The organism is Brachyspira murdochii DSM 12563, assembly GCF_000092845.1.
Taxonomy (GTDB): Bacteria; Spirochaetota; Brachyspiria; order Brachyspirales; family Brachyspiraceae; genus Brachyspira; species Brachyspira murdochii.
The window spans coordinates 2,496,950-2,512,188 of record NC_014150.1; the positions used below are offsets into that span (position 1 = coordinate 2,496,950).

Genomic DNA, 15,239 nt, shown 5'->3' on the forward strand with positions numbered 1-15,239 from the left:
ACGGATATTTATGATTTTTTTATACAAAAATGAGTATTTATGTATTATTTGATTAATATATTGATTGACTTTTTTATAAAAATTCTTAAATTCTGTTTATATTAAAAATTGGAGGAAGTATGGCTCATAACATTATAGATGGATATAGAAAAATAGAGGGAAATTACCCTACATACAGAGAGTATTTAATTCATTTTTACTGTAAAGATTGTTCAAATTTCTGGGCAGTAGATGATAAAGAAATAAATATATCCGAAGATGATGATATAACTCAAATTGATGATATAATAGAGGATTCAGTATCACATTGTCCTATATGCGGCTCTACTAATATAACAAGAAGCAATAACAATAATTAAAAAAATAAAAGAGGTGTTTATATTTAAATGCCTCTTTTATTTTGCTTTATTTTCTATAAAATCTGTAATTTCTTTATATCCTAAATCTTTGGCTATATTTAAAGCATCTTTATTATCTTCATTTTTTATGTTCAAATCTGCCCCCTTTTCTATCAGTAACTGAGAGGCTTTTATATTATTATTTTTAACAGCTATAATTAATGCACTGTCTCCTCTGACATCAGTATCATTAATATTAGCACCATTTCTTATTAAAAAGTCAATAGTATCTATAGCTCCGTCTTCTGCAGCATACATTAAAGGAGTTTTATTACTGAAATCTTTAGAATTAATATTTATTCCAGAGGCAAGAAGTCTTTTTATTTTAGACAAGTCCCCGTAAAGACAGGCTATATGTATGCTTTCAGAGTTTTCTATTTTTATGTTTTTGGTAATTTTTTTGATAATAGGCCACAATATAACAACAGCTACTATTATTACTATAATCAGAGTATTAATATTGATATTCATTTTTTATTCCAGTTATTATATTATATAATAAACAATAGACATTTGTTAATGTAAAATATGGTTTTTTATCTATTTTTTTAAATAAATAACTTTTCCTTCTTTATTTTTAGTATCTATTATTATTTCTTTACCCTTTAACTGCATAGCATATGGGTATATTATATAAGGTACATTCAATGATTTTAATAATATAGCAGCATGAGACATTGCACTTCCGTTAATAGATATAACTCCTTTTATATTTTCGCCTATTTCTGTTACTATAGAAGCATATATATTGTCTACTATAAGTATTACATCATCTTCTTCCGGTAAATTTATTTTCATATTCAATAAGTATTTTAATACCTGATAAAGTATATCCTCTACATCATATTTTCTTTCTTTTATATATCCGTCATCTAATGAATCAAAACTTTTGAATATATTTCTCATCACTTTATTGTATGAATAAGCAGCTGAATATTTTTTATCTTCTATTAAGCTGTAAACTTCTTTTAGGGCATAATCATCAAAAAGCATTGATATATATGTTTCAAATATTAAATATTCATTGTTCTGCAATTTCTTTTTTTCTATGATGCTTTTTTGTTCTAGAAGATCCTTTTTTACATTTTCAATTGCCAATTTAAATTTTTCTTTTTCAGCCTCTATATCTTTTACATATTCTTTTTTAACATTTATATCAAAGTACATATATGTAGCTTTACCGCTTACAAATCCATCGCATACAACTTTATAATTACTTTCTATATCTTTATCTTTTGACTGTTGAGTTTTGTATTTTGTTTCAAATTTTCCGTTTACCAAATATTCAAATCTTTCTAATACCTCTTCGGCATCAGCACCCTTAGCATAAATCTCCATTACATCGCCGTATTCTATATTGAGCAATGTTACTTTAGTTATACTGTCAGCAGATACAGGCGGTTTATGTTTTGTTTTATTAGAAATAAATACTTTACTTTTTGAGTTTGCTATTATATTAATAAACATAAATACTGGTCTTGCATGAAAACCGTTTTCTAAAAGTATTTTGTATTCACCTTTTACATAATCTTTAAACTCTATATCATCAAGCAAATCATTATTATTTATGGAGTAATCAAACTTATCTTTTACATATGATATTTTAGGTGTTAAACTTTCAAGCGATTCATTAATAACCTCATCAATATTTTTACCCAAAGATGATTGTATAGCTGCATTAATGCCGCCTTCTATAAAAGGAGCTGAAGTCATTCTTACATTTTTTGATTTTTCTTCATCAAGCATAGATAAAGCAAGTTCAGAACTTATCAAGGCACTTCCCAAATCGCAGAATATTATAACTCCGTCATCAGAATACACACTCTCTATAGCATTAAAAACTTCTACAGCATCAGTACCAAGCTCTTTATGATCATCTCCGCTTCCTCCAGAAAAAGCTATAGGTATATCAGTATTTGTAACTTTTTTTATATATTCAGCTGTAGTTTTAGCAAGATCATAGCTATGTGAAACAAATATTAAACTAATCACATTAATTCCTTTTAATATTTTTATTTTGTTAATATTTTTATAATATATTTATCAATTCTTTTATCATCATATAAGAGGAAGCAGCACCTGCATCCTGATGCCCTTTGCTCCTCTCTCCCAAATAACTAGCTCTTCCTTTAGTAGCTATCATATCGATTGTAGATTTCATTCCATTTTCCGCAGATATTAGCACTTCTTTTTTGAAACTTTCTAAATTATCAGCATTATTTTTCATAGCTTCTGCTGCTGGATATAAAGTATCAAGCATAGTTTTTTCGCCAGCTTTTGATTTTCCTAGTGCAGATATAGCATTTGTACCTTTATTAAATATTTCTGCTATATCATTTAATGATAATTCTTCCTTATTTGAAGATACACTTACAGCATTAAGAAAGAATGTACCATACAAAGGTCCTGAAGCTCCGCCTACATTTTTTATAAGCATAGCAGCTGTTTGCTTAAATATAGATGATATAGAAGCATTATCATCTTTATTAAGTGCCTCTCTTACAAAACCAAAACCTCTGCTTATATTTATACCATGATCAGCATCTCCTATGTCAGCATCAAGTTTTGTGAGATAATCTTTATTTTCATCATAAACTTTAGAGAGATTAATAAGCCATTCTTTTATTTTTATGCTATTGTACATCAATATCTCCTTTTTCATTTAAGATTTATTTATTTTACATACCCCATCTTAAAGCAGCAGTATGAACAGGATAATCCCATAATTTTAGTATATCATCATTAACTTTTATCAAACTTATAGAAGCTCCTGCCATATCTATAGAAGTAACATAATTTCCAATAAGATTTCTTACTATTTTTATGCCTTTTTTTTCAGCTATTTTTTGAACATCATTGTATAATATATAAAGTTCCATCAAAGGAGTAGCTCCCATACCATTAACCATACATATAACTTCATCTCCGTCTTTATATGGTATATCAGAACATATTGCCTCCATCATAGTTTCAGCAATTTTTTGAGAGCTTATTAATTTTATTCTTTCTCTTCCAGGCTCTCCATGTATTCCTATTCCCATTTCTATTTCATCATCAGATATATCAAAAGTAGGTTTTCCAACAGCAGGTACTGTGCATGAAGTTAAAGCCATACCCATAGAACGTGCATTTTCTTTGCAGTAATTAGCATATTCTAAAACTTTATCTATATTATCTCCTCTTTCAGAAGAAGCCCCGCAAATCTTTTCAAAAAATACTGTAGCACCAACTCCGCGTCTTCCAGTGGTATACAAACTATTTTTTACAGAAACATCATCATCTATAATAATACTTCTAACATCAATATTTTCAGCTTTACAGAGGTCTTCAGCCATTTGGAAGTTCATCACGTCTCCAGTATAGTTTTTTACCAAAAATACAACACCTTTTTCATAATTTACAGACTTAACAGCTTCTTCCATTTGATCTGGTGTAGGTGAAGTAAATATTTCTCCGGGACATGCAGCGTCAAGCATTCCGTATCCTACAAAGCCTGCATGCAAAGGCTCATGACCAGAACCTCCTCCTGATATTAAAGCTACTTTACTGCTTTTAGAGGTTCTTGTTACAAATATAGGGTCATAATTTACTTTTATTAAATTACTATATGCTTTTTGCATTCCCTCAAGTTCTTCTGTTATTATGCTGTTTATATTATTGATGATTTTTTTCATAATATCCTCCATATATATTTTATGAATTTTATTTTGTACATATATGTTATATTATGTATACTAATAATTATAAATGTAAAACATCTTTTTGCAAGAGATTATTAGAGATTTTATTATAAATATAATGTAAAAAGTAAAAAGAATATGTAATTTCATTTTGTATATATTGTATGCAGTAAGCTTAATAATTATTTTTTATAAATTTATTAAATTTGCTTGCAATTATTGGATAATAATAGTATTATTAATAGAACTTAATATATTAAGGGGTTGTATAATGCTCAAGAAAATATTTATCGTAACATTAATGTTTGCATTTTCTTTATCATCTGTTTTTGCTCAAGACACTACTACTACTGAAACAACAACAGAATCAGAAGGTAATAAACCAAGAGAAGAGTTGTCTCAAAACTTTGTAGATGCTTTGGCTGGTCAAGATGAAAGACTTTTAATATCTGCTATAGAGGGAGGTTCTCCTCAAGTTAAGGCTTTATGCTTCAAAGCTTTAAGTGAAAAAGGTGCTAATTCAGAAGCTTTATTAGAAGCTATCAATAGATATGTAAGCTATGGTTTGAATGCTCCTAGTACTCAAAACTCTGACTCTATGGTTCGCTATCAGGCTTTGCAGGCTGCTAAAGCTGCTAAATCAGAAACTTCTGTAGAATATATTTCTCAAATGTTGTATTCTGAACAGGAAACTTCTAATATCATAGCTGCTGCTCAGGCATTAGGTGAAATAGGAAGTGCTAAAGGCGTACCTGCTTTGCTTTTCCAGTTAAGATTAGCTAAAACTCAGGCTATTGTTTATGAAGTTACTGTTGCTTTAGGTAAAATAGGTGATCAGGCTGCTTTAAGCGATTTAATAGATTTAGCTCAAAATGATCAATACTTTGTAGTTGTTAGACAGGCTGCTGTTGATGCTATAAAAAACATTAAACCTGCTTCAGGTGATAATGGCGGTTCTTCAACTACTACTACTGATGATACTGCTGCAGCTCAATAATTAAGACATTAATTTTATTTTAATAAAAAAGCCTATCAGTAAAATGGTAGGTTTTTTTATGCTTTTTATATTTATAAATTATAAAACTAATATTTTACAATTTATTATTTTAGTATATAAAAATATATGCTTAGTTTGCCTAAGTCACCAAAGCGGGGTGTAGTTTGTATGTACCAACAATACCAAATGGTGCTTCCTTAAGTTACGAAAAAAGTTGGAGGATTTTTCTAAAAGCTAGTACTCATAATTAATGAATAGAATTAGTTTTGAAACAAGTCTGATAATTTTTTGTTATTGGAAAAATATTATTTTGCGATAATATAATAATTATAACTTGATAAATAAAAATTTAGCTGTTACAATACCGCATTAATTTTTATAATAAATATTTTAAGGATTATTGATGATAAAAGTTGATAATATAGTTAAATATTATGGAGAACATCTTGCTCTTAAAGGTGTATCTTATTCTATAAATAAGGGAGAAATAGTAGGATTTTTAGGACCTAACGGAGCTGGTAAAAGCACTATGATGCGTATAATTACTGGTTATCTTCCTGCTACAAGCGGATACGTTTATTTAGATGATTATGAAGTATATGATAACCCTATAGAAATAAAAAAAAGAATAGGATATATGCCAGAAAATGTTTCTCTATATACAGAAATGACTGTAATAGACTATTTAAGATTTTGTGCCAAACTTAAAGGCATACCTAGGAAACATATAAAAACTGCTTTGGAAAATACTATAGAAATTACAGGGCTTACAAAATATAGAAATAGAATAATAGGTCATTTATCAAAAGGGTATAAGCAGCGTACTGGAATAGCTCAGGCTATAATTCATGATCCTGAGGTTTTAATATTAGATGAGCCTACAAGCGGACTTGACCCTAATCAGTTAATAGAGGTAAGATCACTTATCAAGAGTTTGGGGGGAACTAGAACTGTTATACTTTCTACTCATATATTAAGCGAAGTAGAAGATACCTGCGAAAGGGCTTTGATTATAGACAGCGGAGAATTAATCGCTGAAGATACTATTGAAGGTTTAAAAATGGCTATGGATAGAGAGATATTGGGAGGAAATATCGAACTTAAAGTGGCTGGAAGATATAATGACGCTCTTTTATGTGTGAGAGAAGTTAATGGAGTAGTACAGGCTGAGGCTAATGCTTTCGGAGATATAATTATAGAATGTGAAAGAGGTAATGATTCTAGGGCGGCAATAGTTAAACATTTGGTTAATAATAACTTTGATGTTTTAGAAATCAGAGCTAAAGAGAGATCTTTGGAAGAGGTATTTATTTACTTCACAGATAAAAAGAAAAATGAAGATTTTGATAAATCTAAATATATAAGAGATGAAATAGTTTCTTATAATGATAATAAAGAAAAAACTGATAATTAATGTTTAAGGGGTTAAGATGAGAAATATATATGTTGTATTTTCAAGAGAGATTCAGTCCTTTTATGTATCGCCTTTGTATTATATATTAGGATTTATATATTTAGCTTTGACTGGATACTTTTTTACTATAGAAGTTTATTATAGCAGATTGGCAGTTATGGAAAACACTATGTATAATATAGGTTTTTTTACAATACTATTTCTTTCTATTCTTTGTATGAAACTTATAGCTGAAGAACGTGCTTCTGGTACATTTGAGCTCATAATGACTGCACCTATTACTTCTTTGCAGTATGTTTTGGGTAAATATTTATCAGTATTAGTTGTTTATGCTTCTCTTCTTGTTATGACTTTTGTTTATCCTATACTTCTTATGGTATTCGGAAAACCTGATATAGGAGTTATATTCAGCGGATATTTGGGATTATTTCTTTTAGGTACTGCAATACTTGGACTTGGTCTTATTGCTACAAGTATATCTAAAAGTCAATTAGTTGCAGCTATTTTGGGTGTTTCTATGGGAGTATTTGCCTACATCATAAATTGGCTTAGTGAAATGTTTACTGGAGCTAGCAAAATATTAAATGCTATTTCCATCACTACATATTTTTCGGATTTTACTAAGGGTATGATAGATATACAAAATGTAATATTCTTTTTTATTTGGGCTGTTGCTTGTATAGCAATATCTACTATGTTTGTAGAGTCATATAAATGGCAGTAATTTTATAAATCTATTAAAAAGGGCTTTGTCAAAATGTCTGATATAGTTGAGTATGTAAAAAATAATGATTTTGAAAATGTGAAAAAATGTTTGGAAGCTGACAGCAGTTTATCTGATGCAAGAGACGAAGAGACTAAGTTTACATTACTTATGATATGTGCTAAAAAAGGTTATTTTGATATAGCCAAAATTTTAGTAGAAGAAGGTGCTAATATCAATGCAAGAAGCAAAACTGGTATAACTGCATTGATGTTTGCCTGTGCAGAAAAGCAGAAAGATATTGCTGTATATTTAATAGATTCTGGTGCTGATGTCAATTTGAGAGATAAGCCATTATTTTCAGCTCTTCTTTATGCCGCTCTAACAAAAGAATATGATATAATAAAAGCATTAATTGATGCTGGTGCTGATGTTAATGCTAAAAATTTCAAACTTGTAACGCCTTTAATGTTTGCCGCTGGAATTGGAGATATTGATACTATTAAACTTTTAATAGAGAATGGTGCTGATATAGAACATAAAAATAAAGACGGCGAAAGGGCTTTAGAGTTTGCTATTCGTAAAGAGCAGAAAGAAGCAGCAGATTATTTAAAAACTCTCTGTAAATAACTTTTTATTTTTTGATATACAAAAAAATTAAATAATTATACTTTCTAATATCAAATAAAAAGTAAATATTATATTTATAAAATATGCTTAATTATCTATAAATGTATTTAAATCATAAGTATTTACATCATCTTTATAAAAATCTTTTATCTTATCAATTATAATTAATAAAAATCTTATTTGAATTTGACTAATTGTTAAATATATATTATACTAATTAGTAATTATTATTAATAAGGATATATTATGAACAATGGTAAAAAAGAAACAGTTATACTTTTTAATATGGGAGGAGCTAATAGCATAAAAGAAGTAAATACATTTTTAATCAATATGTTTAATGATTATCATATATTAAATATAAAAAATAGTTTTATGAGAAGCATTATAGCAAAGAAAATAGTAAATAAAATTAAGCCTGATGTAATAAAACATTATGAAGCAATAGGAGGAAAATCGCCAATAAATGAATATACAGAAAAACTAGTTAATAAACTAAATGAATTGGATAATTCAAAAGATTATAAATACGCTATGAATTATAGTAATCCTTTATCTTATGATATATTAAAAAAATTAAAACATGATAATGTGAGAGAAATTACATTATTTAGCATGTATCCGCAGTATTCAGAAGTTACTGTAAAATCATCATTAGAAAGTATTTATAAAGCTATGAAGAAATTAAAATATAATCCCAAAATAAATATAATAGACAGATATTATGACAATGAATATTATAATAATGCTATAGTAGAATTAATAAAAGGAAGTATGATAGGAAAAGATATTAATGAGTATATATTAATATTTTCAGCTCATTCAATACCTAAAATGTATATTGATAAAGGAGATCCTTATAAATATGAATGCAATTGCAATGCAGAGATATTAAAAGAGAAACTTTATAAAGAAGGATTACATTTTAAAGATATTGTACTTTCTTATCAATCAAAGATAGGAAAATTAGAATGGCTTTCTCCTACTACAATAGACACGATAAAAAAATACAGAGGCGAAAAATTAATAATACATCCTTTGGCATTTACTATAGATAATTCTGAGACAATTTATGAGATAGATATAGAATATAGAAAAGAAGCATTAAATAAATACGGTATCAAAGATTTTATATTATGCCCTTGTTTAAATGACAGCACATATTTTGCCAAAACTATTATTGAATTATCAAAAATGAATAAAGAACTTAATATTAGTTATAGTAAGAAAATTATTTAATAAATAGCACTTTTTTATATTTTTTTAGTTTTATATACTGATATGTAATTTTATAGTAAATAAAAAATATTAAAATATTATAATGTATAAAATATTTTTACTTTTGTAGTTTACTTTTAATTTATATATGATATAACTTTATAAAATTAAAAATATAGTTTGTCGGAGAAGTTTATGTTAAATATGTTAAAATTGAAAACTATTTATTATTCTGCTATTATGTTATTTATAATGGGGGTAAGTATGTTTGCAGCAGTTGCTATTGATAGAACAAGTCCAATAGGTGAAAATACTAGCAGATATAACTATGAGGCAATAACTGTAACATTCAATCAGCAGATGGTTGCTTTGCAGTCTATAAAAGAAGTAACTAATGAATATTTCAGTTTTAATGTAGATGTTAAGGGAAGTTATAGATGGCTTTCTATTAATACTTTAGCATTTTATCCTAGCGAGCCTTTGCCGGATAATACAGCTATTGAAGTTACGCTTAAAAAAGGAATAAAAAGCGAACTTACGGGAGAAGTATTAGAAAATGATTATACTTGGACTTTTAATACTTTAAGACCTATAATGCAGAAAAGCTCTCCTTATGACAGACAGTCAGATTTGGCTACTGATGTTAATATAGTTGTTTATTATAATATGCCTATATATCTTGAAAGTGCCAAAGAAAATATAGAATTAATTTCAAGCAATACCTACAAGAATATAGATTTTGATGTTAGATATGCAAGATTAGAAGATTTAAGAGAATGGGAAACTAATGAATACAAACTTGAACAGGTATTAGTTATAAAGCCTAAAAGTGTTTTAGATAAGAACGATAAAATAACAGTGTATATAGAAGAGGGGCTTGCTGCCATTAATGGAAATTTAGGAACAGCAGATAATGACAGTTTTACTTTTTCTACACATGATAACTTCTATTTCAATGGAGATAGTGAGCAGACAGTAACAGCGTCATACTCACCAGACGCACCTAGAATTAATTTCTCTACAAGAGTTGAATGGGCTGACTTAATAAGAAATATGGAAATCACTCCGGCAATTCAGCTTCCTACAGAAGAAGATATACAGCAAAACTCTTGGAGCTCTAAAAGTTTTTCACTTTACTCTTTAAGGTTTAATCCTAATGTTACATACAATATAAAAATAAACGGAAGTCTTAAAGATGCTTACGGTCAAACTTTAGGAGAAGAACAAAACATTACATTAAATGTTACAGACTATAATCCAAGCCTTTCTATACCTTCTGGAATGGGAGTTGTAGAATCTTATGAAGGAATAAAACTTCCAGTACAGGTAATGAATCCAAATACTATTAATATACAAAGCAGATATGTTGATAAAGAAAATATCATACCATTTTTATTTGTGAATAAAGAAGTATACAGATATGATGAAAGTGCAGAGTTTAGAAATTATACAAATCAATATAAAAACTTATTAGGCTATAATAATACTACACAATACACTCCAGATGTTGAAAGAAACAGATACATCACAACAGCACTTTATTTAACAAACTATATGAATAATAAACAATACGGACTTTTATCAATAGAGTTTAAAAGTAAGACTGGATATCAAAGTCAGTATGACTATTCATCATCTTCACAGATACAAATTACATCTATGGGAGTAACAGGAAAATTCTCAGGAGATTCAAATACAATATTCGTAACAGATTTAAAAACAGGAATGCCTATTGAAGGAGCTACTGTAGAAATAAGAGATGACTTTAACAGAGTATTAGAAAAAGCAATTACCGATGAAAACGGAATAGCTACTACTAAAGGATTTAGAACTTTAGGTATAAACAGAGTAAGCAGATGGTCATCACCAAGACAATGGGCTATAGTTACAAAAGGAGATGATGTATCTTTTATAAATAGTGATTGGGGTACTGGCGTTTCACCTTGGAGAATGGATATAAGCTATAATGATGCTCCTCCTACTAAAGATTATAACGGCTCTATGTTTACAGAAAGAGGTATTTATAAACCAGGAGAAGAGGTACATATAAAAGGTGTTATAAGGGAAAATAAAATAGGCAGTTGGCAGATACCTAATGATTTAAAAAACGGAACATTTACAATCAACAATTCAAGAGGTGAAGAGATACATAAAGGAACAATTACTTTAAATGAATATGGTTCTTATTTGATAGATTTTACACTTCCAGCCGATGCTCCTACAGGTTATTATAATGTAAATGCCGAGTTTAAAAGCGATTCTAATAATGACAGAGAAGAAAATACTTCATACAGTTTATCACAAAGTTTCAGAGTAGAAGAGTTTAAACCTTTAGAATATGAAAGCAGATTATGGGTTGAAGATAAAAATTATTATTTAGGCGATACTATGCCTATAAAAATGTCTGGCTGGTATTTATTCGGCGAGCCTATGATATCTAATCAGGTAGACTATAATATATCTATGAATGAAACTTTCTTCACTCCGCCTAATAATGCAGGATTCAGATTTACAAAATTAAGCTGGTTTGAAGATGAATATTATAATAATTATTATTCTATGATAGCAAACGGTACAGCTTCATTAGATGAAAACGGAGAATATGCCTACTCTCCTACTGTAGATGCAAGCCGTTCTATACATGCAGCTTATGTTACTATAGAATCAACTATATCAGGAGAGGATTCTCAGAGAGTAAGCACAACTAAAAGCGTATTAGTTCATGGAAGCGATTATTATATAGGTATAAAAAGACAAGGTTATTTCTTAGAAACTGACAAGCCTACACAATTAGAGTTTATAGCAGCAGACCCTGAAGGCAATAGACTTGAAGGCAAACAAATAGAAGTACAGGTTATAAGAAGACATTGGGAATCTGTAAGAAAGGCTATAACAGGCGGAAGATTTGAATGGGAATCTAAACAGATTGATGATGTTGTTGAAACTGCTACCGTTACAACAGCTAAAGACCCTGCTGCTTTTAGTTTTACTCCTACAAACTCCGGACTTTATATAGTATTGGCAAGGGCAAAAGATTCTAAAAACAGAGAGGTTGCTTCTGATGAATATATGTATGTTATAGGTAAGGATTATGCTCCTTGGGCTATGTTTGATGATGATTTGCTAGAGCTTATAACCGAAAAAGAAGAGTATCAGCCTTATGAAACAGCTAGAATAATGGTAAAATCTCCTTATGAATCTGCTACTGCTTTGGTAACAGTTGAAAGAGAATATGTAATAGATTCTTTTGTAACAAATATAGAAGGCTCTACTGCTTTAATAGAAGTACCTATAAAACCAGAATATTTACCTAATGTTTATGTAGGTGTTTCACTTGTTAAAGGAAGAGTTGAAAATGAAGCTTATACTAATTATGCTACTGATGAAGGAAAGCCGTCATTTAAAATAGGTTATGCAGGACTTTCAGTTTCTCCTCGTGAAAAAGAGCTTAATGTAAAAATAACAAAATCTGCTGACAGCCTAGAGCCTCGTGATGAGATGACAGTTGATTTGTATGTTGAAACAAAAGAAAGCAAACCTATGGAAACAGAGATAATGTTAAGCGTTGTTGATGTGGGAGTACTAAATTTAATAGGATATAAAACTCCTAATTGGTTTAATACATTCTACGGAAAAAGACCTTTGAGTGTTGCAAGTGCCGATACAAGAATACATTTGATAGGTCAGCGTAACTACGGAGAGAAAGGAGATACACCGGGCGGAGATGGTATGAGAGCTAATGCTTCACTGATGGCTAAAGCTGAAGCTATGGGTATGGACGTATTCAGCATAAGAAAAAATTTCCTTACTACTGCATTCTATCAAGGAAGAGTAAAAACTGATGCTGAGGGTAAAGCTACAGTTACATTTAATTTACCAGATAATATTACATCATTTAGAATAATGGCTTCTGCTATAAATAAAGACGGTTATTTCGGTGCTTCTGATGATGTTGTTGTAGTTAAGAAAAATATTATGCTTATGCCTACACTTCCAGAGTTTGCTTATGTTGAAGATAAATTAAAAGCTGGTACTTTAGTTTACAACTATTCTGATAAAGATTTAGAAATAGAAGTTCAGGCCGTTGCTTCTAATGCTATGATAGAAAATGATGTACAAAAAATAACAGTTCCTAAAGGCGGAAATGCTGATGTAAGATTTGATATTATAGCTACAAACAGAGGAGAGGCTAAAGTTACAATACTTGCTAAAGGTGGAGAATATACTGATGCTGTAGAGAAATCATTTGAAGTTAATGTACCTATGACTACAGAGTCAGTTGCAGTATTCTCAAGCACTACAAACAACAATACCGACTTGATGATAAGAGTACCTAATATTACAGAAGCGTATAGAGGTGCTGGAAGTTTGGAAGTTTATATGTCGCCTAGTGCATTTAGTGAACTTTCTGGAGGAATTAATTATCTTATTAATTATCCTTATCTTTGTTTAGAACAGCAGTTATCAAGAGTTTATCCTATAATAACAAGCAAAAGATTATTAGTAGATATGAAACTTACTGATATATCAGAGGCAGAATTAGATAAGACAGTAACTGATTTCTTGAAAACTATGCCGACATATCAAAGTCTTAATGGCGGATTCTCATACTGGCCTAGCAAAACTTGGATATCACCATGGCTTACTGCTTATGCTGCTGATGCTATGATTAAGGCTAAAAAAGAGGGATACTCTATTGATGAAAACTCTTTACAGTTGGCATTAGAATATATAAACAATTATGCTAAAAGCGGAAATGCTGAAAAACCTAGCTTCTGGAATGATGAATACATTAATTTATCTTCTATAGCTTATATTGCTGCAGTTCTTGCTGAAGGCGGATACAATACTAATGATGTAAAAGCTATAATAGATAGAATATACCCAGAAGTTAATAATATACCTTTCTATGGACAGGTTCAGTTAATGAGGGCTATGTATTATAACAAATACGACAATAATGCATTTACTAATGTAAGGCAGTATATACTTAATACTATTAAAGAAGACCCTACTACTGCACATTATGAACTTGAAGGAAGATATGCTAATCTTTATTGGATACACTCTTCATCAGTAAGAGATACTTCTGTTGCTTTATATGCATTAATAGAAACAGGATATGATAATGCTATTAATGAAAAAGTGGTTCGCTGGCTTGTTCAGTCAAGAAAAAACGGCAGATATTTAAATACTCAGGATAATGTTTCAGTATTTGCTGCTATGAATATGTATTATAAAAAATACGAAAATGTTAGTCCTAATTTCAAAGCAGAGTTTATATATCAGGGACAAACTTTACTTGCAGAAACATTCAGTTCAAGAACTCAGCCTAGCTTAACAAAAAATTATGCTTTAGATAAGTTTATGAATGACAGATTAAGTAATTTAAATACTAGAAGTGCTTTAGCAAGTATCAAAAGAAACGGAGACGGAAGGCTTTATTATGGAGTAAGACTTACTTATGCACCTCGTGATTTAGCTGTAAATAGAGACGCTGGAATAAAAGTTGTTAGAGAGTATCAAACTAAAGACGGTAAAGTATTAGACCTTACAAAAGATAGATTCAAACAAGGCGAAGAATATGTTGTTGTAGTGAAAGTTACAGTTCCTTATGAGAGACATTTTGTAGTAGTTGATACTCCTATTGCTTCTGGTATGAGAATATTAAACTCTTCATTTGCTACAGAAAGCAGCGAAGTTAAAAACATTACCGGCAATCAAGGTACAAGCTGGTGGGGCGGGTTTAATCATACTGAAAACTACAATGACAAAATATTATTATTTGCTGATATTCTTGACAAGGGAGAGCATGTATACAAATATGTAGTTAGAGCAGCTACTCCTGGTGAATATTTGCTTCCTGCTACTAAAGCTGAAGAGATGTACAATCCAGAAGTATTTGGTTATGACGGACAGTATAAAGTAATAATTGAGGCTAAGTAATTTAATATATTAAATCGTTAGAATAAAATTTTAAGGGCGGTATCTTTTTTTAAGGTGCTGTCCTTTTTATATTTGATATAAAATTAATTTATTAATTAATGACGCTGGTAAATTCTGATTATGCATAGTGCTGCTTGAGTACTTTTCTAGTCAAGCCCAATTATAAACTATATTTAGTTATTATAAATATCATAAAAATAGTTTTAAATAAATATATTATAATATTTTATTAAGTTTTATTATTTTTTTGTAA

General features: G+C 29.5%; 11 protein-coding genes. 7 read left to right on the forward strand and 4 right to left on the reverse strand.

The genetic code is table 11. From position 1 onward, the window contains the following. The first annotated feature begins 119 nt into the window (after positions 1 to 119). Entirely contained in the window at positions 120 to 359 is a 240-nt protein-coding gene (locus tag BMUR_RS11020; RefSeq protein ID WP_013114642.1) for a hypothetical protein, read from the forward strand. 36 nt (positions 360 to 395) lie between these two features. Here BMUR_RS11020 and BMUR_RS11025 read toward each other — a convergent pair whose 3' ends face one another. The 4 genes from BMUR_RS11025 to dhaK all read right to left on the reverse strand — a co-directional run bounded on the left by BMUR_RS11025 (position 396) and on the right by dhaK (position 4,072). Then, positions 396 to 869: an ankyrin repeat domain-containing protein gene (locus BMUR_RS11025; protein WP_013114643.1), complete on the reverse strand. Its 474-nt coding sequence runs from the start codon at positions 867 to 869 to the stop codon at positions 396 to 398. A 69-nt stretch (positions 870 to 938) separates the two neighbouring features. Continuing rightward, positions 939 to 2,390: a dihydroxyacetone kinase phosphoryl donor subunit DhaM gene (gene dhaM / locus BMUR_RS11030; RefSeq protein WP_013114644.1), complete on the reverse strand. Its 1,452-nt coding sequence runs from the start codon at positions 2,388 to 2,390 to the stop codon at positions 939 to 941. Positions 2,391 to 2,427: 37 nt separating this feature from the next. Continuing rightward, complete coding sequence (gene dhaL / locus BMUR_RS11035; protein ID WP_013114645.1) at positions 2,428 to 3,042, reverse strand: dihydroxyacetone kinase subunit DhaL; 615 nt, start codon at positions 3,040 to 3,042, stop codon at positions 2,428 to 2,430. A gap of 34 nt (positions 3,043 to 3,076) precedes the next feature. Beyond that, a complete protein-coding gene (gene dhaK, locus BMUR_RS11040) occupies positions 3,077 to 4,072 on the reverse strand; it encodes a dihydroxyacetone kinase subunit DhaK (protein ID WP_013114646.1) in 996 nt (331 codons plus the stop codon). Positions 4,073 to 4,349: 277 nt separating this feature from the next. Between dhaK and BMUR_RS11045 the strand changes: the two genes are divergently transcribed. From BMUR_RS11045 to BMUR_RS11070, 6 genes are all read left to right on the forward strand, one after another. After that, a complete protein-coding gene (locus tag BMUR_RS11045; RefSeq protein ID WP_013114647.1) occupies positions 4,350 to 5,075 on the forward strand; it encodes a HEAT repeat domain-containing protein in 726 nt (241 codons plus the stop codon). Between the two features lie 403 nt (positions 5,076 to 5,478). Next, entirely contained in the window at positions 5,479 to 6,489 is a 1,011-nt protein-coding gene (locus BMUR_RS11050) for an ABC transporter ATP-binding protein (RefSeq protein WP_013114648.1), read from the forward strand. A 16-nt stretch (positions 6,490 to 6,505) separates the two neighbouring features. Continuing rightward, a complete protein-coding gene (locus BMUR_RS11055; protein WP_013114649.1) occupies positions 6,506 to 7,213 on the forward strand; it encodes an ABC transporter permease in 708 nt (235 codons plus the stop codon). A 33-nt stretch (positions 7,214 to 7,246) separates the two neighbouring features. Continuing rightward, positions 7,247 to 7,822, forward strand: coding sequence for an ankyrin repeat domain-containing protein (locus BMUR_RS11060; RefSeq protein WP_013114650.1), 576 nt, complete (start codon positions 7,247 to 7,249; stop codon positions 7,820 to 7,822). A gap of 246 nt (positions 7,823 to 8,068) precedes the next feature. Further along, positions 8,069 to 9,061: a ferrochelatase gene (hemH, locus tag BMUR_RS11065; RefSeq protein ID WP_013114651.1), complete on the forward strand. Its 993-nt coding sequence runs from the start codon at positions 8,069 to 8,071 to the stop codon at positions 9,059 to 9,061. A 174-nt stretch (positions 9,062 to 9,235) separates the two neighbouring features. Next, positions 9,236 to 14,986: an Ig-like domain-containing alpha-2-macroglobulin family protein gene (locus BMUR_RS11070; RefSeq protein WP_013114652.1), complete on the forward strand. Its 5,751-nt coding sequence runs from the start codon at positions 9,236 to 9,238 to the stop codon at positions 14,984 to 14,986. Positions 14,987 to 15,239 lie beyond the last annotated feature (253 nt).

What these genes read in the sequence shown, in the direction of transcription:
- BMUR_RS11020 (WP_013114642.1), top strand. Translation starts at nt 120, where the DNA reads ATGGCTCATAACATTATAGATGGATATAGAAAAATAGAGGGAAATTAC.
- BMUR_RS11025 (WP_013114643.1), bottom strand. Translation starts at nt 869, where the DNA reads ATGAATATCAATATTAATACTCTGATTATAGTAATAATAGTAGCTGTT.
- dhaL (WP_013114645.1), bottom strand. Translation starts at nt 3,042, where the DNA reads ATGTACAATAGCATAAAAATAAAAGAATGGCTTATTAATCTCTCTAAA.
- dhaK (WP_013114646.1), bottom strand. Translation starts at nt 4,072, where the DNA reads ATGAAAAAAATCATCAATAATATAAACAGCATAATAACAGAAGAACTT.
- BMUR_RS11045 (WP_013114647.1), top strand. Translation starts at nt 4,350, where the DNA reads ATGCTCAAGAAAATATTTATCGTAACATTAATGTTTGCATTTTCTTTA.
- BMUR_RS11050 (WP_013114648.1), top strand. Translation starts at nt 5,479, where the DNA reads ATGATAAAAGTTGATAATATAGTTAAATATTATGGAGAACATCTTGCT.
- BMUR_RS11055 (WP_013114649.1), top strand. Translation starts at nt 6,506, where the DNA reads ATGAGAAATATATATGTTGTATTTTCAAGAGAGATTCAGTCCTTTTAT.
- BMUR_RS11060 (WP_013114650.1), top strand. Translation starts at nt 7,247, where the DNA reads ATGTCTGATATAGTTGAGTATGTAAAAAATAATGATTTTGAAAATGTG.
- hemH (WP_013114651.1), top strand. Translation starts at nt 8,069, where the DNA reads ATGAACAATGGTAAAAAAGAAACAGTTATACTTTTTAATATGGGAGGA.
- BMUR_RS11070 (WP_013114652.1), top strand. Translation starts at nt 9,236, where the DNA reads ATGTTAAATATGTTAAAATTGAAAACTATTTATTATTCTGCTATTATG.